Origin of the sequence: Streptomyces radiopugnans, assembly GCF_900110735.1 — a bacterium.
Taxonomy (GTDB): domain Bacteria; phylum Actinomycetota; class Actinomycetes; order Streptomycetales; family Streptomycetaceae; genus Streptomyces; species Streptomyces radiopugnans.
In genome coordinates this window covers 32,771-51,554 of the sequence record NZ_FOET01000007.1, presented here as the reverse complement: position 1 = coordinate 51,554, position 18,784 = coordinate 32,771, and the positions used below count along the sequence as shown (strand labels likewise).

The window sequence follows — 18,784 nt, the reverse complement described above, 5'->3', positions numbered from 1 at the left end:
CGCCCGGGCCGCCGAACCGGACCGCCGCCCGGGCCCGCCGTACGGCCCGGTTCCGCGTACGGCCCGGTCCGCGTACGGCTCAGATCGCGGTGTCGCTGAAGCCGTGCCGGGCTATGCGCGCCAGCATGTTCCGCCAGGCGACGATCTCGGAGTGCGGGTCCCCGCTGATGCCGAGCCGGTTCTTCGCGCGGTTGAACCAGGTCTGGGTGTTCGAGCCCCAGATGCCGTCCACGGCCAGACCGGCGCCCATGAAGTTGTTGCACATGGCCTGGACGAACACGGTGTCGCTGCGGGAGCCCTTCTCGCACGTCGTGGGCAGGCCGCCGAAGTCGGCGTGGATGTGGTCGTGGTGGGCGGAGTTGTACCAGCCGTCGAGGACGTAGCGGAACCGCCTGCGGCACACCGCGTCCACCGCCAGGTAGCGGCGGCGCAGGGTGCGGCCCTCGGCGTGGTGGCGGTCGAGCGGCGAGCAGCGCCTGCCGCCTGCCCAGCGCACCATGTCCAGGTCCATCGCGGTGCCGGCGCCGTGCTGGCCGCTCCGGTTGACGTAGAAGCCGGCGGACACCAGGAAGTCGACGCTGCCGAAGCCGCCGTCGGCGGAGAGGTTGCGCAGGTCGCGTATCCACAGCACCAGCCGGTCGTAGAACGCGTCGGTGCACTGCCAGCTGCGCAGGGTGGTGTTGCCGCGGTCACCGCGCCAGTAGTAGACGGGGGTGCCGTCGATCCTGCTGAACGTCCTCATCGCCAGGGCCGAGGGCGCCTGCATCTCGCGGGGCAGCGCGGCCGCCGCCGGGCCCTCGGCGGCCTGCGCCGCCGCGCCCGCCGGGCCGACCGCGAGCGCCGTGGCCGCCGCGCCGACCCCGCCGAGGAACAGCCGCCGGTCGATGCGCGGGGAGGGGGCGGGGGCGGCCGGCCCGGCGGTGTGGTCGTGGGCGGGTCTGTCCACTGGTTCCTGCATGGTGTGCTCCTCTGCGGTACTCGTCGGTTCCGTTCCGGGCTCCCGGCGGCGGGAAGGGGGGCGCGGAGCCCCGCCTCCTCCGGCGGGGACCGGCTCCGGACGTGCCCGCGGCCCCGGGAGAGCGGTGGAGCGCGGGGCCGGGGCGGGCACGGAGGGGGTGGGCGGATCGCCGGTCCCCGTGATGGTCGGCGGCGCACCTACTGCCGGTCTCATTTCCGTCTCACTCGCCCCGCCGCGACCGCGGTACGGCCGCCGGAGAACGACCGGAGGGCGGCGGTGCGCGGCGGTACGCGGTGGGGGCGGAGGCGGGAGAACGTCCCGGACCCGCCCCCGCCGCCTCCTGCCCCGCCCCGTCCGGCGGCTATGGTGCGGTCACCGGTCGGGCGAGGGGCACGAGGGGGCGGCATGGCGGACGGGACGGCCGAGGGCGGCGGTGCGCGGACGGGGGCCGGCGCGGGGCCGGCTCCGGATCCGGGGCCGGAACCCGTGCTGGAGTCGGCTCTGGAGTCCGTGGTGGTGCACGCCGTCGGGGCCGTGTGCGTCCGGCGCGCCCGCTGCGTCCTGCCGCCGGGTCCCCCGGCGGCCCCGGACGCGGCCGTACGTGTCCGGGTGGAGGGCCTGCCGATCGCCCTGTACGACCACTCGCTGCGCGGCCGGGTCGTCTCCGGCCCGCCCGGACTGCGGGTGACCGACGCACGGGTGGTACGGGTCGCCGCACCCCGGCAGGACCGCGAACTGCCCGCTCTGCGCCTTGAGTTGGAGGAAGCCGAGGACCGGCTGGACCGGCTGCGCGAGCGGCGCGACCGGCTCGCCGAGGAGGTCGGGCGGGTGGCGGAGTTGCGGGCGGTGCCGCCGCAGCAGCGCCGCGGGGACCCGCCCCGCTGGGCTCCGGTGGAGTCCCTGCTGGCGCTGGCGAACTTCGTGGACGGCCGGCTGGCACTGCTCCACGAGCGGCTGCGGGCTGTGGAGGCCGAACTGAGCGGCGCCGAGTACGAGGTCGGTGTGCTCGTCCACCGTCTGGAGGCGGCCTCCAGCGCGCTGCCCGCCGCGCGGGCGGGCGAGTCGGCCGCCGCCGTCCTGACGCTGGAGCGGCCCGGGGAGGCGGCGGAGCACGCCGGAAGCCGGGACGAACAGGATTCCGCCGAGGCGGAGTTGGAGGTCGAGTACCACGTGCCCGGGGCCACCTGGTCGCCGGTGTACCAGTTGCGGCTGGACGACGCGGCCTCCGGCTCCGGCTCCGGCTCCGGCGGGACGCTCGTCCTGCGGGCCTGCGTGGCCCAGCGCACCGGCGAGGACTGGACGGGCGTACGGCTGGGCCTGTCCACCGCCGACCTGCTGCGGCGTACGGACGTCCCCCGGCTGCGGTCGCTGCGGATCGGGCGGCGCCAGGAGGAGCCCGCCGCGCGGGGGTGGCGCGAACCCCCGCCGGGGCTGGAGGAGTTGTTCGCCGGGTACGACGCGGCCGTCCCGCCCGGGCCGCTCCCCGCCCCTGTCCCGGCCCGGGCGGGCGGGGCGCCGCCCCCCGTCTCCGCGGCTCCGGTGCCGGGCGCCGCGGCGGAGCCGGAAACGGGTCGCACGCTCCCCGAGGCGCATCACGGGTTCGCCGCGTACGGCGCCCCCGCCGCGGCCTCCGCCCCCGCACCGCTCGCGCCGGCCTCCCCCGGGGGCCTTCGGGCCGCGGCTCGGGCGGCAGCCGTGTCCCCGCCGTCCCCGCCTCCCCCGCCGGGCCCGGCCGAGGGCATGCTCGACTACTCCGGTCTGACGCTGGCCGGGCCGGACGAGCCCGGCCGGCGCGGCAGACTGCGGCCCGCACCGGACGAGCGGGGCACGGCCGTCGCCGAGCACCGGCGGCGGGCCGAGTCCGTGGCACGGCTGGCGCGCCCCTCCCACGCGGTCGACGTACGGCAATCGGCCGGTTCCTTCCACCACCGCTACGACACGGCCGCCCCGGTGGACGTGGCCGCGGACGGGGCCTGGCACACCGTCCCCGTACGCGAGATCCCGGTGGAGACGGTGCCGGAGTACGTGTGCGTGCCGTCGGTGGACCAGACCGTGTACGGCACGGTGCTGCTGACCAATGCCTCCGGCCACCCGCTGCCGGCCGGGCCGGCCGACGTCGTCGTGGACGGCGGCTTCGTCCTCACCACCCCTCTGCCCACCCTCGCGCCCGGAGAGTGCCGCAGGGTGGGGACCGGCGCCGTCGAGAGCGTGAAGGCGGCGCGGCGCACGCGTCTGCGCGAGTCCACCGCCGGGCTGCGCGGCGGGACGACGGTGCTCGACCACACCGTCGAGGTCGAGCTCGCCAACCGCCTGGCGCACCGGATCACGGTGGAGGTGCGCGAGCGCGTGCCCGTCGGCACCGACAAGGAGGTGCGGATCGAGGAGCGCCCGGCCGAGCCGCCCTGGACGGCCGCCGACGGCCCCCTCGACGACCCCGACGGCGGCGACGGCCGCCATGTGCGCGGGGTGCGGATCTGGCGGGTGGAGCTGGAGCCGGGCCGGACCACCGTCCTCAGGGGCGGGTACGAGGTGCGGATCCCCGCGGGCAAGGCACTGGTCGGCGGGAACCGGAGGGACTGATCCGAACCATGACGAACGCATCGCAGGACACGGCCGGCCGCGGTGCGCCGGCCTCCCGGCCGGAGCCGGTCCCCATGCCGGTCACCGCCGTGACGTGCATGGAGGACCGCGCCCAGGTCGAGCGGCACGGGAGTGTCGAACTGGCCGCGGGGGCGCAGCGGCTGCTCGTCGGCCCGGTGACGCCGCTGGTCGTGGACCGCTCCCTGCGCGCGGAGGTCCCGGCCGGGGACGGTGGCGCGGGCGGCGTCCGGGTCGTCGACGCCCGCGTGGTGCGCACGTACGCGCCCCCGCGCCCGGGGCGGCCCGGCGACGACGCCTCGGAGCTGCGCCGCAGGGTCCACGATCTGGAGGAGGAGCTGCGCGACGCCCGGTGGCTGCGGCAGCGGCTGGAGAGCCGTCTCGCGGTCGTCGCCCAGGCCAGGGCGGACCTGTACCGGGATGTCGCCGAGGGCGCCGGGGCCGGCTCGGCCGACCCGGAGCGCTGGGCGGACCGTCTGGAGCGGATCGACGAGGAGGACGGGACGCGCACCGGGGAACTGCACCTGCTGCGGCGCCGGCTGCTCCGCACGGAGGAGGAGCTGGAGGAAGCACGCCGGGCCCTGCGGCGCACCGAGGAGGAGCCTCAGGAGCTGACGGCGGTCGTCGAGGTGGTCGTCGAGGCCGATCGCGCCGGGCCCGCCGTGCTGCGCCTGACGCATCTGGTGCCCTGCGCCCTGTGGCGGCCCGCGTACCGGGCGACGCTGGCCGGGGACGAGCGGTCGGTGCGCCTGGAGACCGACGCGGTGGTGTGGCAGCGCACCGGCGAGGAGTGGAAGGGGGTGCGGCTGTCGCTGTCCACCGCCCGGCCCACCCTCGCCGCCGGCCCTCCGCCGCTGTACGAGGACGAACTGGTGCTGCGCGACCGCTCGGCCGGGGAGCGGCGCACGGTCGAGGTGGATCTGCGCGAGGAGGAGGTGCCCACGGTCGGGCACGAGCCGGCCGCGGACGGGTCCGCCGGGGCGGACGCGGAGCTTCCCGGGCTGTCGGACGGCGGCGAGGTGCGGGTGATGGCCGCCGCTTCGCCCGTCGACGTGGCCTGTGACGGGCGCCCCCACCGGGTGCGCCTGTCGGCGTTCACCGCGCCGTGCCGCACCGAGCTGGCGTGCGCCCCCGAACTGTCGCCGCTGGTGGCCCGGGTGGCCCGGACGGTCAACGGGGCCGGGCACGTCCTGCTGGCCGGGCCGGTGGACCTGGTGCGCGGCGGCGGTTTCACCGGGCGCGGTGAACTGCCGTTCGCCGGGCAGGGCGAGGAGATCTCGCTGTCCTTCGGCAGCGAGGACACCTACCGGGTGGTGCGCCATGTCGAGGAGAGCCGCGGCACCGCGGGCCTGTCCGGCGTCAACCACCGCACGGTGATCACGCGTACGGTGCGGCTGTTCGTCTCCCGGCTGGACTCCTCCCCGCAGGGGGAGGCGGCGGTCGTGGTGGTCCGCGAGCGCGTCCCGGTCTCGGAGGTCTCCGCCGTCGAGGTGCGGCTGCGGAGGGCGGCGTGCCTGCCGGAGCCCGACGAGGACGTCGACGCGGAGGGCATGGTGCGCTACACGCTCCGTCTGGCTCCAGGCGAGAGGCGCGAGATCACGCTGGAGTACGAACTCACGGCCGCGGACGGCGTGGTGGGGCTCTGAAGGGTCTCCGGCTCCCCATAGCGCATTCTCCGTCCGGTGTTCAAGAGCCTTCCGGACGGCTCGCTACGCTCGCCGCATGGACTTCTCCGCAGCCCTGGAGCTACTGAGGGACGGCCGCCGTGTGGCGCGCCGGAGCTGGATCCAGCCGGGCAAGTACGTCTACCTGGAACCGGAGTCGGTCTGCGTCTGCCCCGACGGGCGGAGCCGGCCGCTCGCCGCCCATCTGCGGTTCGTCACCGCCGACGGCACCGTGCAGGCCGGGGTGCAGCCGTCGCACGCCGGCCTGCTGGCCGACGACTGGTACGACGTCGACGCGCCGGAGGAGGCCGGCGGCGGGGACTGAGCGGCTCCGCCGCCGGGGCCGGGGCGGCCGTCAGATCTCGCCGCGCACCATGGCCAGCAGCCGGCCGTAGACGGCGGGGTCCACCCGTACGCCGTCGTGCGCGTGGGCGTTGGTGATCCAGGGGCGCAGGCCGCGCACGGCGGCGGCGGTGCGCAGGGAGTGCTCCCGGTCGACGTACATGTCGTCGTGGTAGACGGCCGCCGCGACCGGCACACGGTTGGCGGCCAGGCGGTCGGCGTCGTACAGCGGGGGCCAGTCGGTGCGCCCGGCGAGCAGGTGGGCGGCCTCCCGCAGCGGCTCCAGCGCCGGGTCCTCCTCGAAGTGCCAGGGGTAGACCATCTCCCCGGTGAAGCGCAGCGGCCCGCCCCGGGAGGCGTCGAAGACGGGGAACTCCTCACGGATCCGGTGCGCGGACCAGGCGGTGGGCCGGCCGCCCTGGGCGTAGATGGCCTCGTGCAGGACGGCGTACAGGGGGTGCTGGGCGTAGGAGACGGCTGCCTCGACGCGGCGCAGGAAGGTGTCGGACAGCTCCGGTCCGCGCGCGCCCGGCACGAACGCGGTCTCCAGCAGGTAGTGCAGGGAGTCGAAGGAGGAGACGCCGCCGAAGGCGGCGCCCAGGGTCTGGAAGCGGCGCACGGTCAGTCGTTCGCCGGTGGGCAGCCGTACGTCCTCGCTCCCCAGGTGCCCGGCCACGGCGTCGGCCAGGCGCTGGTCGGCGGGGTAGCGGTCGAAGTAGCGCTCGTTGTGGTCCGCCACGCGGGCGTAGGCGGCGCGGTAGACGTCGTCGGCGTGCGCGGTCAGGGAGGGCAGGCCGCCGGTGATCATCACCTTCTCCAGTCCCTCGGGCGCCAGAGACAGGTAGGTCAGGGCGCAGAAGCCGCCGAAACTCTGGCCGAGCACCGTCCAGGGGCGGTCCTGCTCGCCGTCGGCGGCGAGGTGGCGGCGCAGCAGCTCGGCGTCGCGGACGATGGAGTCGGCGCGGAAGTGCGCCAGGTGCGCGGCGGTGGCGGCGGCTCCGGGGAGGGCCGCGAGGGTGCGGCGGTCGGCCGGGGTGCTGCGGCCGGTGCCGCGCTGGTCCATCAGGACGACGCGGTGGTCGCGCAGCGCCTCGCGCAGCCAGGCGCCCGGGGCGTCGGGGCGTTCGGCCCGGTGACCGGGACCGCCCTGGAGCCACAGCAGCCGGGGCAGGTCCTCCCCCTCCCGCCCGGCGGCGGTCACCTCGCGGGCGAACAGGGTGATCTCCGGGCCGTCCGGGCGGGCGTGGTCCAGTGGTACCCGGAGGGTGTGGTCGGCGCAGACGAGCCCGTTGTGGCGGTAGACGGCCGTGTCCATGGTGCTGGGGCTCCTCGTGCCGGGGGTCGGGTGTGTGCCGGGGCGCCCGGGGTGGGCGCCGGTGGCTCCATCCGCACCGTACGCGGCCCGCGCCGCCCCGGGCGGACGGGCCCCCTCCGAACGGGTTGCGGCCGGGCGGCCCGAGGCGGTGTTGACGCCCCCGCCGGGGCGTTCCTACTGTGCGGGGCGCGGCCCGCGCACCGCGCACCCCGCGTGCGCCGCGTGTTCCGTCCTCCCGAACCGCCTGTCACCACGCACGACTTCAGCTTCTCGACGCCCGGTCCGCGCACCGCACCAGCCGAACGAGAGGAACGCCGTGACGTCTTCGCCGAGAGGCGGCGGACACCGCGCCCGCAGGAGCGTGTGGCGGGCCCCGCTGCTGATACTGCTCGTCTCCCTGCTGCTTCCCCTGCTCTCGGCTCCCCCGGCCGCCGCCTCCGCCTCCGGCACCGGAACCGGTGAGACCGGGTCGCGCGGGCGGGGGCCGGCGCACGGCCGCAGCGCGATCTGGAGCGCGAGCCTCCAGGGGAGGCACGGCACCTCACCCGATGTGACCGTGCGCAACATCGCCCGTGCCTCGGTGTCGGCCACCTGGCTGCGGGTGCGGATCGGCAACCCGTACGGCGACCGCCCGGCGACCTTCCGCTCCGCCACGATCGGGCTGCAGCGCCGGGTCGGGGAGGCCGACCTCGTCCCCCGCTCCCTGCGCACCCTCACCTTCGGCGGGCGCGCCCGGGTGACCCTGGCCCCGGGCGAGCGCGTCTACAGCGATCCGGTGCCGCTGCGGGTGTCCGCCCAGCAGAACCTGGCGGTCAGCCTGTACGCGCCCGGCGCACCGGTCAACGACCACACCTTCCCCCCGCCCACCCCGAACCCTCCCGGCAGCTTCCTGTCGCTGCCCGGCGACCACACCCGTGACACCGGCGACGCCTCCTATCCGGAGCAGGACCGGGGGCTGTCCGCCGAACCGGGTTACCACCCGGGCCAGTTGTGGTGGGTGGACGTCGTCGACGGCCGCACGCCCGCGGCGGGCGCCATCGTCGCCCTGGGCAACTCCAACACCTCCGGCCACAACGCCACCGGGGGCGGCGACCGGTGGACGGACCTGCTGGCACGCCGGATCAACGCCCTGCCCCCGCACCGGCAGCTGGCCGTCGCCAACGCCGGGATCTCGGGCAACACCGTCAGCCGCCGGCCCAACCCGTACGACCCCACGGGCCAGTGCTGCGGCCCGCCCGCGCCCGACCGGCTGGAGCAGGACGTACTGGCCCTGGCGGGCGCGCGGTACATGGTCCTGTTCGAGGGCACCAACGACCTGGGCGGCGGCGAGTTCGCCCCTCCGGCACCGGCGGAACAGGTCATCGACGCCATGCGGGAGATCACCGAACGCGCCCGCGCCCGCGGGCTGAAGGTCGTCGGCGCCACGCTGATGCCCATGTGCAACGCCGCCGGCGGCGCCAAGGAGGCCAACCGCCTGGCGGTGAACGAGTTCGTGCGCACCGGCGGGCTGTTCGACGGTGTCATCGACTTCGACGCCGCCGTCCGGGACCCGGCCGACCCGACCAGGATCCGCGCGGAGTACGAGGCGGACTGCTACCACCCCAACGCGGCCGGCCACGCGGCGATGGCGGAGGCGATCGACCTCGGCGTCTTCGGTCTCGGCCGGTGGGAGGCGGGCGCCGCCCGCCCGGGCCGGGCCGCCTGAACGGCTCCGCCCGGGCGAACGGGCCGGATCGGCTCAGGTCCGCAGGTGGGAGGCCCCGTTCAGGTCCAGCACGGCGCCCGCGCTCCACTGGGCCTGCGGGGACGCCAGCCACAGCACCGCCGCGGCCACCTCCTCGGGCGTGGCCACCCGCCCGTACGGGCTCTGCGCGCGGATGGCGTCCCCCTCGGGACCGGTCAGCCGGTGGGTGACGCGTTCGGTGTCGATGAAGCCCGGCGCAACCGAGGTGACCGCGATGCCGTACGGGGCGAGGGCGACGGCCAGGGACTGGCCCAGCGCGTGGACGGCGGCCTTGGTGGCGCCGTAGGCGGGGTGGTCCGGCTCGCCGCGGAACGCCCCGCGCGAGCCGACGTTGACGATCCGGCCGCCGGTGCCCTGGCCGATCATGTGGCGGGCGGCGGCGTGGCTGAGGTTCGCCGTGCCGAGCAGGTTGACGTCCACGTGCCGCCGCCAGGCCTCGCACCAGTCCCCGTACTCCGTGGTCGCGGGCGGGTGCGGGGTGTTGACGGCCGCGTTGTTCACCAGGACGTCGAGGCCGCCCAGCGCCTCGGCCGCCGCGTCCGCGAGCTCCACGGTCTGCCGCGGGTCGGCCAGGTCCGCGCCGAGCAGGACGTGCCCGCCGCCGGGCAGGGAGGCCAGGGTGGTCTCGGCGTCGCGCCGGCGGCCGCCGTGGTGGACGGCCACCCGGTCCCCGTTGGCGGCGAACGCCCGCGCCACCGCCCGGCCCAGCCCCCGGGACGCGCCGCTGACCAGGACGCGCCGGCCGCTGCCGGGGAACGCGGTGCTGTCCGCGGCCGCCTCGCCGGCGGCAGGTGTCTCGGACCGTTCGGGGTGCTGCACGGCGGGGCTCCTCGGTGGTTGGCGGCGGTTCACCGCGGTCGTCGGGGTCGTCGGGACCGCCGGGTGCCCACACCCTAATCCGGGTGCGCGGACGGGGCGGACGGGTGAGACTGGGCGGCATGGAGCGTGTCGCGCAGGGTTCGGGGGACTCGGGGGAGGAGCCGCTGCCGGGCGGGAACGTCAGCGCGGGCATCGTCCGCGTGGGCGACACGGTACGCCGCCCCGCGGGACCGTGGACTCCCGCCGTCCACGCCCTGCTGGACCATCTGCACCGGGCGGGGTTCCGGGGCGCTCCCCGGCCACTGGGCGTCGACGACCGCGGACGCGAGGTGCTGGCGTACCTGCCGGGCCGCACCGTGTGGCCGGACCACTTCTCCCTGCTGGATCCGGTCCACGGGCTGGAACGGGTGGCGCGCCTGATCCGGGAGTTCCACGACGCCGTGGCGGACTTCGTCCCGCCGCCCGGCGCACGCTGGCGGCGGCTGATCCCCGCCGAGGGGCACGAGATCGTCGCCCACCACGATCTGGCCCCGTGGAACCTGGTGTTCGACGGCGACCGGGGGTGGGCGTTCATCGACTGGGACGGCGCCGCGCCCGGCTCCCGTCTGGAGGACCTGGCCTACGCCGCCCACGGCTTCGTCCCGCTGTCGGCGAATCCCGCCTTCCGGCGTACGGACGCCGGGGCGCGGCTGCGGGCCTTCGCCGGCGCCTACGGGCTGGACGAGGACGAACGCCGCCGCCTGGTGCCCCTGCTGGGACGCCGTACCCGCGCCATGCACGACTTCCTGCGGGACCGGGCCGCACGCGGCGTCCAGCCGTGGGCGAGGCTGTGGGACGAGGGCCACGGGGAGGTGTGGCGGCGCGACGCCGAGTACACCGAGCGGCGCGAGCGGCTCTGGCTGGACGCCCTGCTCGGCGGCTGAGGCGTCCGCGGCGGCCTGGGGCCGGGTGTCCGGGTGTCCGGGTGCCGCGCAATACGGTTGCCCGACCGGGCCCGATCCCGGATGCTGCGGTGGTGATCGACACCGGACTGGACGGACAGGTCGTACTCGTCACCGGCGCGGGCGCGGGCATCGGGGCGGCGATCGCCCGCGCGTTCGCCGCCCAGGGAGCGCGGGTGGCCGTACACCATCTGCCCGCGCAGGGCCCTCCGCCGCCCGGAGCGTGCTGGGAGCACGCCACCCCACCCGCCGAGGCGGTGCGGGAACTGGTCGCCGAACTGGGCGGAGCGGCCGCGGTCGCCGCCGACCTGGCCGCGCCGGACGCGGCGGCGCGCCTGTTCGACCAGGTCGAGGAGCGGTTGGGGCCGGTCGGCGTCCTGGTCAACAACGCCGCGCACTGCGAGAGTCCGGACACCCTCGACACGCTCACCGCCGAATCGCTGGCACGCCACCACCGCGTCAACTCCATCGCACCGGCACTGCTCACCGCCGAACTCGCGCGCCGCGCCCGGGCCGGTGGCTGCGGCACGGACGGGACCGCGCCCTGCGTGGTGAACGTCTCCACCGACTCCGCGCGCGCCTTTCCGGGCCAGATCGGCTACGGCACGTCCAAGGCGGCGCTGGAGGCCTTCACCCGGGCCGCCGCGCTGGATCTGGCCGCGTCGGGCATCCGGGTCAACGCCGTGGCCCCGGGGCCGGTCCAGACGGGCTGGATCGGGGTGGACCGGATCGACGAGGTCCGCGCGATCGTGCCCCTGGGCCGGGTGGGCGAGCCGGAGGACGTCGCCGACGCCGTGGTGTTCCTGGCCTCCCGGCAGGCCCGCTGGATCACCGGGCAGGTCCTCCAGGTCGCCGGCGGCCACGCCCTGTGACGGCCGCGGGGCCGGACGGGTCACGTCCTCCCCGCCCCGGTGGGGCCTGCCCGCACAGGCGCGTGTGGGCCGGCCGCGGCCGGGAAACCGTCAGGAGCGCGCCGAGGCGCATCCCCTCGGCCCCGCGCCGGAGGGAGTGTTGATGGCGACTGACAGGACCGTGGACTCATCGGCCGGTACGGGCACGGTCACGACGTCCGTACCGGCCCGGCTCGACCGCCTCCCGTGGTCGCGCTGGCACTGGATGATCGTGATCGGGCTCGGCACGGTGTGGATCCTCGACGGCCTGGAGGTCACGGTCGTCGGCAACATCGCCGGGCGGCTGGCGGAGGAGGGCAGCGGACTGCCCATCACCTCCGCCCAGGTCACCGGTATCGCCGCGGCCCTGTACGTGGCCGGCGCCTGTTCGGGGGCACTGTTCTTCGGCTGGCTGACCGACCGCTACGGCCGCAAGAAGCTCTTCATCATCACGCTGGCCGTCTACCTGGGCGCCACCGCGCTGACCGCCCTGTCCTTCTCCAGCTGGTGGTTCTTCGCCTGCCGCTTCCTGACGGGCTTCGGCATCGGCGGCGAGTACGCGGCCATCAACTCCGCGATCGACGAGCTGATCCCCTCCAAGTACCGGGGCCGCATCGACCTGATCATCAACGGCAGCTTCTGGCTGGGCGCGGTGGGCGGCTCGCTGCTGTCCATCGTGATGCTGGACACCGACGTCTTCGCCCTCGACGTCGGCTGGCGGCTGACCTTCGCCCTCGGTGTCGTCTTCGGCCTGGCCATCCTGCTGGTGCGCCGCCATGTGCCCGAGAGCCCGCGGTGGCAGTTCATCCACGGCCAGGGCGACGAGGCCGAGAAGCTGGTGAGCGAGGTCGAGGAGGGGATCCGAGCCGAGAAGGGCGCCGAACTGCCGCCGCCCGCCGGTGAGATCACCATCCACACGCGGCGCAGCATCGGCTTCGGGACGATCGCCCGCACGGTCTTCTCCCACTACCGCAAGCGGGCGGTCCTGGGGCTGTCCCTCTTCATCGGCCAGGCGTTCCTCTACAACGCCATCACCTTCGGCTTCGGCGCGATCCTGACCACGTTCTTCGACGTGGGCACCGGTTCGACCGGCTACTACTTCGCCGTCATCGCCATCGGCAACTTCTTCGGCCCGCTGCTGCTGGGCAGGTTCTTCGACACCGTCGGCCGCCGCGTGATGATCTCCGGCACGTACATCCTCTCCGGCCTGCTGCTCTTCGTGACCGCCTGGCTCTTCGGCGGCGGGCACCTGAGCGCCACCACGCTGACGGCCTGCTGGTGCGTGGTGCTGTTCTTCGCCTCGGCCGGGGCCAGTTCGGCCTATCTGACGGTCAGCGAGGTCTTCCCGATGGAGACGCGGGCGATGGCGATCGCCTTCTTCTACGCCATCGGCACGGCCGCGGGCGGCATCAGCGGCCCGCTGATCTTCGCCAGGCTCACCGAGTCCGGCGTCGTCGCGGACACCGTGCTCGCCTTCCAGATCGGCGCGGGTCTGATGACCCTGGCCGGGCTGGTGGCCGTCCTCCTGGCGGTGCCGGCCGAGCGGCGCGCGCTGGAGGACATCGCCGTACCGCTGTCGGCCCAGGTGACGACCGCGCCGGGCGATCGGGAGTGACCTCGGTCCCGAAGAAGGGGGCGCCCCGGCGGTGTGCCGGGGCGCCCCCTTTTCTCCGGGAGGGGAGGACGCGTCAGGAGCCGGCCGGGTGCGGCGCCAGTGCGCGGATGCGGGCGTCCAGCTCGCCGGCGTAGAAGTCCAGGAACCCGTCCGGGTCCGGGCCGGCGTTCATCAGCACCAGCCGGTCGAAGCCCGCGTCGACGTACTGCTGCGCCATCTCGGTGAACCTGGCCGGGTCCGGGCCGCAGGCGAAGTTCTCGAGGATGTCCTCCTCGCGGACGGTGGTGGTGGCGGCCTCGAAGTTGACCGGGTTGGGCAGCTCGCTCATCACCTTCCAGCCGGTCACGGCCCACCTCGTGGTCTCCAGGACGGCACGGGCCGCGGTGTGCTCGTCGGGTGCCCAGGCCACGGGCACCTCGGCGTAGGCGGGTCCTGAGCCGCCGGCGTCGTGGTAGTGGCGCAGGATCTCCGGCTTGGCCTCGGTCGCGAACAGCCCGTCGCCGAGTTCGGCGGCGATCCGCGCCGACGGGCGGCCGCTGGCGGCCACCGCGATCACCGGGAGCTCCTCGGGGAGGTCGAAGACCCGCGCGTCCTCCAGGCTCAGGTGCTTGCCCTCGTAGGACCGGTATCCGCCGCTCCACAGCAGCCGGATGATCTCCAGCGCCTCGCGGAGCATCTCGTGGCGCGCGGCGACCGCGGGGAAGCCCCGGCCGACGACGTGCTCGTTGAGCCGCTCGCCGGAACCGACGCCGAGGACGAACCGGCCCTCGGAGAGCAGGGCGAGCGTCGCGGCGGCCTGGGCGATGATCGCCGGGTGGTACCGCACGGTCGGGCAGGTCACCCCGGTGGCCAGTCCGATGCGCTCGGTCTTCGCCGCGATGGTGCCCAGGACCGTCCAGGCGAACGGCGAGTGGCCCTGGTTGTCCAGCCACGGGTGGTAGTGGTCGCTGATCTCGACGAAGTCGAAACCGGCCTGCTCCGCGCGCACCGCCTGCCGGACGAGTTCGGCGGGGCCGAACGCCTCCGCCGCCAGTTTGTAGCCGATCTGCATCTGTCCCTCTGTCCCTCGTTCCATGTCGCCGCACGTCGTGCCGTTCGGTTGCCGCTCGCGCCGGGTTCCCGGGACGTGCGGTGCGAAACGGCGTGGTGGGCCATGTGGGCGAGGAAGGGCGGGAGAGAGGGGAAGGGGGAGACCGGGGCGCGGGGGCGCGGGGTACGGCCCCCGCGGATCGGCGGCTCAGAGGTCGAACTCGTGCGGGGGCAGGTCCAGTGCCTGGCAGACCTCGCGGACCACGGCCCGTTCGGCGAGGTCGAAGCGGCCGTCGGCGCCTGCGATGAGGATGCCGATCTGGACGACGGCTCGGGCCTCCAGCGGTTTCCTCCTGACCTTGGCGATCTCCTGGAGGGCGTCGGCCCTGCCGCGCTCGCGGTCGGCGGCGATCGCGTCCAGACGGTCCTCGAAGAGGCTCCGCAGTTCGTCGGCGGGGAAGTTCCTCAGCACCTCGTTGTTGGCGATCAGGTAGGAGACACGGCGCCGTTCGGCCGGTTCGACCGTGCCGTCGGCCGCGGCGACGAGCGCGCACACCGCCATGCTCGCGTCGCGGAACGCGCCGCCTCTGAGCTCGTTCCTCCTCTCCTCCAGCTGGGCCTGCATCGTCTGTGCGGATTCCTTGAGGCGGTTCCACAGGGCCATGGGCACACTCCGTACGTCGCTGAGAGGTCCGGGCCGCGCGCCGTCCGGACCGTCCGCCCGGCGGGGGCGGCGCGGAGTCACGGCCGTCCGCGCGCCGTTCGACTCCGGGGGAAGGATAGAAGTGCCGCGCCCGCGTCGGTGACATCGCCCCTGGCCGGGCGTGTGGGTGTGCCGATCGGGTGATGCGGCGTCATGGTGCCCGCCGGGATGCGCGGACGGGGCCGGGGGCGCCCCGGCCGGCCCGGAGGCCGGGCGCGGGAGAGACGGATCGCCTTTCCCGCCGTCGGCCGGGTGTGAGCGGCGGATCGCCGGGCATGCGCACGGTACGGCCGCGCCCGCGATGCCCCCTCCCCCTCGTCGCGGCGCGGCCTCGCGCTGTCCAGGCCCTGTCCGGGCCCTGTCCGGGCCCTGTCCAGACGCCGCCCGGGCCCTGTCCAGACGCGGTCCGAGCCGGAGTGCACACCCGGCTGCGGACGCCTCTCAAGCCCTCCGGAAGACTACCGAAAGTTTTGGCCGGAGCTGCGCCGGATACGGATGGCCGTCTTTCCCATGTTCTCCAAAACCCCCGAGAATAAAGGGATATGACGCGCAGTCCTCTCCGGAAGTTTTCCGGAAGGAAGCATTGACGGCGACTTGCAACCCGCGCATACTCCACATCGATCGCTGCCGATCGCCATGGACCTGTCACCGACCTCGCGCCGGGCGACGGGCCCAGGAGCCGCGAACGGCACACCCACCGGCCCGACGGCCTCCCGTCCTGCCCCGGCAGGACGGGAGGCGGGCCACGGACGAAGGGACCGCAATGGTCGACACCCCCCACGCCTCGCCCGGACCCAGAACGCCAGGCAGGCGCGGACGCTCCTCGCTGCGCAACGCCCTGGTCGTGGGCGCCACCCTGGCGCTGGCCGCCGCGGGCACCCTCACCGCTCTGACCGGCACCGCCTCCGCGGCCTCCACCCTGGGCGCGGCGGCGGCGGAGAAGGGCCGCTACTTCGGGACCGCGATCGCCGCCAACCGGATGGGCGAGTCGGACTACATGAGCGTCCTGAACCGGGAGTTCAACTCGCTCACCGCCGAGAACGAGATGAAGTGGGACGCCCTGGAGCCCTCCCGCAACTCGTTCAACTTCGCGACCGCCGACCGGATCGCCAACCACGCCCGCAGCCAGGGCATGAAGCTGCGCGGCCACACCCTGGTGTGGCACTCCCAGCTGCCGAGCTGGGTGACCAACCTGTCCGCGAACGACCTTCGCTCGGCGATGAACAACCACATCAACCGGGTGATGGGCCAGTACAAGGGCCAGGTCCACTCCTGGGACGTGGTCAACGAGGCGTTCGAGGACGGCTCCAGCGGCGCGCGCCGCAACTCCGTCTTCCAGCAGCGCCTGGGCAACGGCTACATCGAGGAGGCCTTCCGCACCGCCCGGGCCGCCGACCCGAACGCCAAGCTCTGCTACAACGACTACAACACCGACAACTGGAGCCACGCCAAGACCCAGGCCGTGTACAACATGGTCAAGGACTTCAAGTCCCGCGGCGTGCCCATCGACTGCGTCGGCTTCCAGGCCCACTTCAACAGCGGCAACCCGGTGCCCAGCAACTACCACACCACCCTGCAGAACTTCGCCGACCTCGGCGTCGACGTCCAGATCACCGAGCTCGACATCGCCGGCTCCGGCTCCTCCCAGGCCGAGCAGTACCGCGGCATCACCCAGGCCTGCCTGGCCGTCTCCCGCTGCACCGGCATCACCGTCTGGGGCGTGACCGACAAGTACTCCTGGCGCTCCTCCGACACTCCGCTGCTCTTCGACGGCAACTACAACAAGAAGCCCGCGTACACCGCCGTCCTGGAGGCCCTCGGCGGCTCCGGCTCCGGCGGCACCACCGGAGGCACCACGGGCGGAACCACCGGCGGCACGGACGGCGGGACCACCGGCGGCGGCGGCACGGCCTCCTGCACCGTCACCTACGAGCAGACCGACCGCTGGGGCGACCGCTTCAACGGCAGGGTGACCGTCCGGGCCGGCAGTGCCCCGATCAGCAACTGGTCCACGACCGTGACCGTCACCTCGCCCCAGAAGATCTCCGCCACCTGGAACGGCACTCCGAGCTGGGACTCCAGCGGCAACGTCATGACCATGCGACCCAGCGGGAACGGCACCCTGTCCGCCGGCTCCTCCACCAGCTTCGGCTTCACGGTGATGGCCAACGGCAACTGGACCGCTCCCCGCATCGGTTCCTGCACCGCCTCCTGACCCCGGTCACGGCGACTCCACGCGCACAACCTCCCCCCACAGCCGGTGGTGCGGCGGCCTGAAGGCCGCCGCACCACCGGCGCGTCCGCCCCCCGTTCCGAAAACGCCCTTCCCAGGGCGCGGCCCCGTAGCGGAAAACCGGTTCAGACAGGTCTCCTGATCCGGTTCAGCTCGTTTTCCCGAATTACCGCTCGGCGCTTATGAGGAATTACCCCCCCCCCGGCGGATTGACAGCCCGATCGGCTCTCATTGCTTTCTCCTGGCAGCGCCGCGGTACGGCGGGCGGCCGGCCCGGTGACACGGCGCGGCGCAGCGCGGATCCCGGCAGCCCGCGACGTCTTCGGCCGGGGCGGTGTGCGCACGGCCGTCGTGATCCTGGGCGTCAACGGCAGCGGCGACCATCTGCACCCCGACGGCGCGGGGACACGCGCCCTGGCCGAAGCCGTCGACCCGGCGATGCCGATCGACGGCACAGGGCGCGGCGGCCGGCGGGGCAGCTGACGGCACGGGCGTGATCCGCCGCCCGCCCGGATTCACCGGGCGGGCGGCGATGAGTTCCGGCGGCCCGGCCGGTCCACCCATCGGAAAGCGTCCGGCACACGCACGCCAGGAGGGCACGCCATGCAGAAGCAGAAGATCGCGACCTGTCTGTGGTTCGACGGCCGCGCCGAGGAGGCCGCCCGGTATTACACATCCCTCTTCCCCGACTCCCGGATCACGGACGTCCAGTACTACGGCGAGGCCGGGCCGGGCGAGCCGGGATCGGTCATGACGGTCACCTTCGAACTCGCCGGCCGGGAGTTCATCGGGCTCAACGGCGGCCCGGAGTTCACCTTCAGCGAGGCGATCTCGCTCTCGGTGGACTGCGCCGACCAGGCGGAGGTGGACGAGCTGTGGGCCAGGCTCACCGACGGCGGCGAGGAGAGCGTGTGCGGCTGGCTCAAGGACCGCTACGGCCTGTCGTGGCAGATCGTCCCGCGGGAGCTGACCGAGCTGCTGAGCCACCCCGACCAGGCGGTGTCCCAGCAGGTCATGAAGGCCATGCTCGGCATGAAGAAGATCGACGTCCAGGAGCTGCGGGAGGCCGCCGGGAAGTGAACACCCGCCGCCCCCGCCGGTGACCGGTCCCTGCGGCGGCGCCCGGGCCGGGCCGCTCGGGCCGGGCGGGGGGCTCCGTGCACACCAGGGGCCGGCCGCACGGCCGGTCCCTGGACATTCATACCCCGCCGGGTATACAAACGAGGGCGTCCGCGTCACGGACCCCTCCGCCGCGCGGCGGAGGGAGGGAAGATCCACGTCCGGCACCGTCCTGTACGCTGCCGGACGGCCCGGATGGCCCCGGGCAGCCCGCCGGGGCGGGCGCACACACCACGCCGAACGAGCCCTGCGGGAAGGGGGGAGCGCAAGCGATGCACGTCCTCCGCCGCCTCCCCGCCCCCTCCCCGTGGGCCGTCTGCACGCTGGCCCTGGCCCTCACCGCCGTACTGACGGTGCTCTGCGTCCAGGCACCGGCCGCCCCGGCCCACCGGGGCGGCACGTTCGCCTCCGCCGCGTCCCCGGCCCTCGCGGAGGGGTCCCACGCCTCCGCGGCGCCCGCGTACCCCGACCGGGCCGCGGCCCTGCCCGCGACCGGCGACGGCGGCTCCCCCTCGTGCTCCGGCGGCGACGGGAACGCACCGGCGGTCGTTCCGGCCACGGGTGCGGGAGACCCCGCCGCGGCCCCCGAGGTCCACGGGCGCCCCGTCTGCGCGGACCCGGACGTCCACGGCGCCCGGGCCCCCGCGGACCGGGCCGGGCCCGGGCCGCACGCCTCGCGCTCCTTCACCGTCCTGAGGATCTAGACCCTGTCCCGGGGCCGCCCTCCGCGGCCCCGCCGTCGCCACCGTTCACCCGCGGTCCGCACACGGCCCCCGGTCCCCCGGTTCCGCGTCACGACAGGACAGGATCTCCT

16 protein-coding genes are annotated in these 18,784 nt (G+C 74.8%); 11 read left to right on the top strand and 5 right to left on the bottom strand.

Annotation, left to right across the window (positions count from 1 at the left end):
* Window positions 1-79 precede the first annotated feature (79 nt).
* The gene (locus tag BMY40_RS15010; protein WP_143071775.1) at window positions 80-958 is read right to left on the bottom strand and encodes an extensin family protein; all 879 of its coding nucleotides are present in this window, start codon (window positions 956-958) and stop codon (window positions 80-82) included.
* A gap of 405 nt (window positions 959-1,363) precedes the next feature.
* Between BMY40_RS15010 and BMY40_RS15005 the strand changes: the two genes are divergently transcribed.
* The 3 genes from BMY40_RS15005 (at window position 1,364) to BMY40_RS14995 (ending at window position 5,545) form a co-directional block, all read left to right on the top strand.
* Entirely contained in the window at window positions 1,364-3,538 is a 2,175-nt protein-coding gene (locus BMY40_RS15005; RefSeq protein ID WP_093659668.1) for a DUF4139 domain-containing protein, read from the top strand.
* Window positions 3,539-3,546: 8 nt separating this feature from the next.
* Window positions 3,547-5,202, top strand: coding sequence for a DUF4139 domain-containing protein (locus tag BMY40_RS15000; protein ID WP_093659666.1), 1,656 nt, complete (start codon window positions 3,547-3,549; stop codon window positions 5,200-5,202).
* 76 nt (window positions 5,203-5,278) lie between these two features.
* On the top strand, window positions 5,279-5,545 hold the full coding sequence (locus tag BMY40_RS14995) for a Thoeris anti-defense Tad2 family protein (RefSeq protein WP_093659664.1): 267 nt from the start codon (window positions 5,279-5,281) through the stop codon (window positions 5,543-5,545).
* A 30-nt stretch (window positions 5,546-5,575) separates the two neighbouring features.
* On the opposite strand, the gene BMY40_RS14990 is transcribed toward BMY40_RS14995, so the two are convergent.
* On the bottom strand, window positions 5,576-6,877 hold the full coding sequence (locus BMY40_RS14990) for an alpha/beta fold hydrolase (protein ID WP_093659662.1): 1,302 nt from the start codon (window positions 6,875-6,877) through the stop codon (window positions 5,576-5,578).
* 316 nt (window positions 6,878-7,193) lie between these two features.
* Here BMY40_RS14990 and BMY40_RS14985 point away from each other — a divergent pair, with 316 nt between their 5' ends.
* Window positions 7,194-8,582: a GDSL-type esterase/lipase family protein gene (locus tag BMY40_RS14985; RefSeq protein WP_218158299.1), complete on the top strand. Its 1,389-nt coding sequence runs from the start codon at window positions 7,194-7,196 to the stop codon at window positions 8,580-8,582.
* A 33-nt stretch (window positions 8,583-8,615) separates the two neighbouring features.
* Here BMY40_RS14985 and BMY40_RS14980 read toward each other — a convergent pair whose 3' ends face one another.
* Complete coding sequence (locus BMY40_RS14980) at window positions 8,616-9,353, bottom strand: SDR family NAD(P)-dependent oxidoreductase (RefSeq protein WP_245770118.1); 738 nt, start codon at window positions 9,351-9,353, stop codon at window positions 8,616-8,618.
* 206 nt (window positions 9,354-9,559) lie between these two features.
* Here BMY40_RS14980 and BMY40_RS14975 point away from each other — a divergent pair, with 206 nt between their 5' ends.
* The 3 genes from BMY40_RS14975 (at window position 9,560) to BMY40_RS14965 (ending at window position 12,886) form a co-directional block, all read left to right on the top strand.
* Window positions 9,560-10,363, top strand: a complete 804-nt coding sequence (locus tag BMY40_RS14975; protein WP_093659656.1) for a phosphotransferase enzyme family protein — start codon at window positions 9,560-9,562, stop codon at window positions 10,361-10,363.
* A 92-nt stretch (window positions 10,364-10,455) separates the two neighbouring features.
* Window positions 10,456-11,253: an SDR family NAD(P)-dependent oxidoreductase gene (locus tag BMY40_RS14970; RefSeq protein WP_093659920.1), complete on the top strand. Its 798-nt coding sequence runs from the start codon at window positions 10,456-10,458 to the stop codon at window positions 11,251-11,253.
* Between the two features lie 142 nt (window positions 11,254-11,395).
* On the top strand, window positions 11,396-12,886 hold the full coding sequence (locus BMY40_RS14965; RefSeq protein WP_093659654.1) for an MFS transporter: 1,491 nt from the start codon (window positions 11,396-11,398) through the stop codon (window positions 12,884-12,886).
* 73 nt (window positions 12,887-12,959) lie between these two features.
* On the opposite strand, the gene BMY40_RS14960 is transcribed toward BMY40_RS14965, so the two are convergent.
* Window positions 12,960-13,937 (bottom strand): TIGR03557 family F420-dependent LLM class oxidoreductase, encoded by a 978-nt coding sequence (locus tag BMY40_RS14960; RefSeq protein WP_093659652.1) that lies wholly within the window; start codon window positions 13,935-13,937, stop codon window positions 12,960-12,962.
* Between the two features lie 186 nt (window positions 13,938-14,123).
* Window positions 14,124-14,579 (bottom strand): tellurite resistance TerB family protein, encoded by a 456-nt coding sequence (locus BMY40_RS14955; RefSeq protein ID WP_093659650.1) that lies wholly within the window; start codon window positions 14,577-14,579, stop codon window positions 14,124-14,126.
* Between the two features lie 802 nt (window positions 14,580-15,381).
* Here BMY40_RS14955 and BMY40_RS14950 point away from each other — a divergent pair.
* From BMY40_RS14950 to BMY40_RS14935, 4 genes are all read left to right on the top strand, one after another.
* Window positions 15,382-16,833, top strand: coding sequence for a glycoside hydrolase family 10 protein (locus tag BMY40_RS14950; RefSeq protein WP_093659648.1), 1,452 nt, complete (start codon window positions 15,382-15,384; stop codon window positions 16,831-16,833).
* 294 nt (window positions 16,834-17,127) lie between these two features.
* A complete protein-coding gene (locus BMY40_RS14945) occupies window positions 17,128-17,334 on the top strand; it encodes a hypothetical protein (protein WP_093659646.1) in 207 nt (68 codons plus the stop codon).
* Between the two features lie 120 nt (window positions 17,335-17,454).
* Entirely contained in the window at window positions 17,455-17,931 is a 477-nt protein-coding gene (locus tag BMY40_RS14940) for a VOC family protein (RefSeq protein WP_093659644.1), read from the top strand.
* Window positions 17,932-18,242: 311 nt separating this feature from the next.
* A complete protein-coding gene (locus tag BMY40_RS14935) occupies window positions 18,243-18,674 on the top strand; it encodes a hypothetical protein (RefSeq protein ID WP_093659642.1) in 432 nt (143 codons plus the stop codon).
* Window positions 18,675-18,784 lie beyond the last annotated feature (110 nt).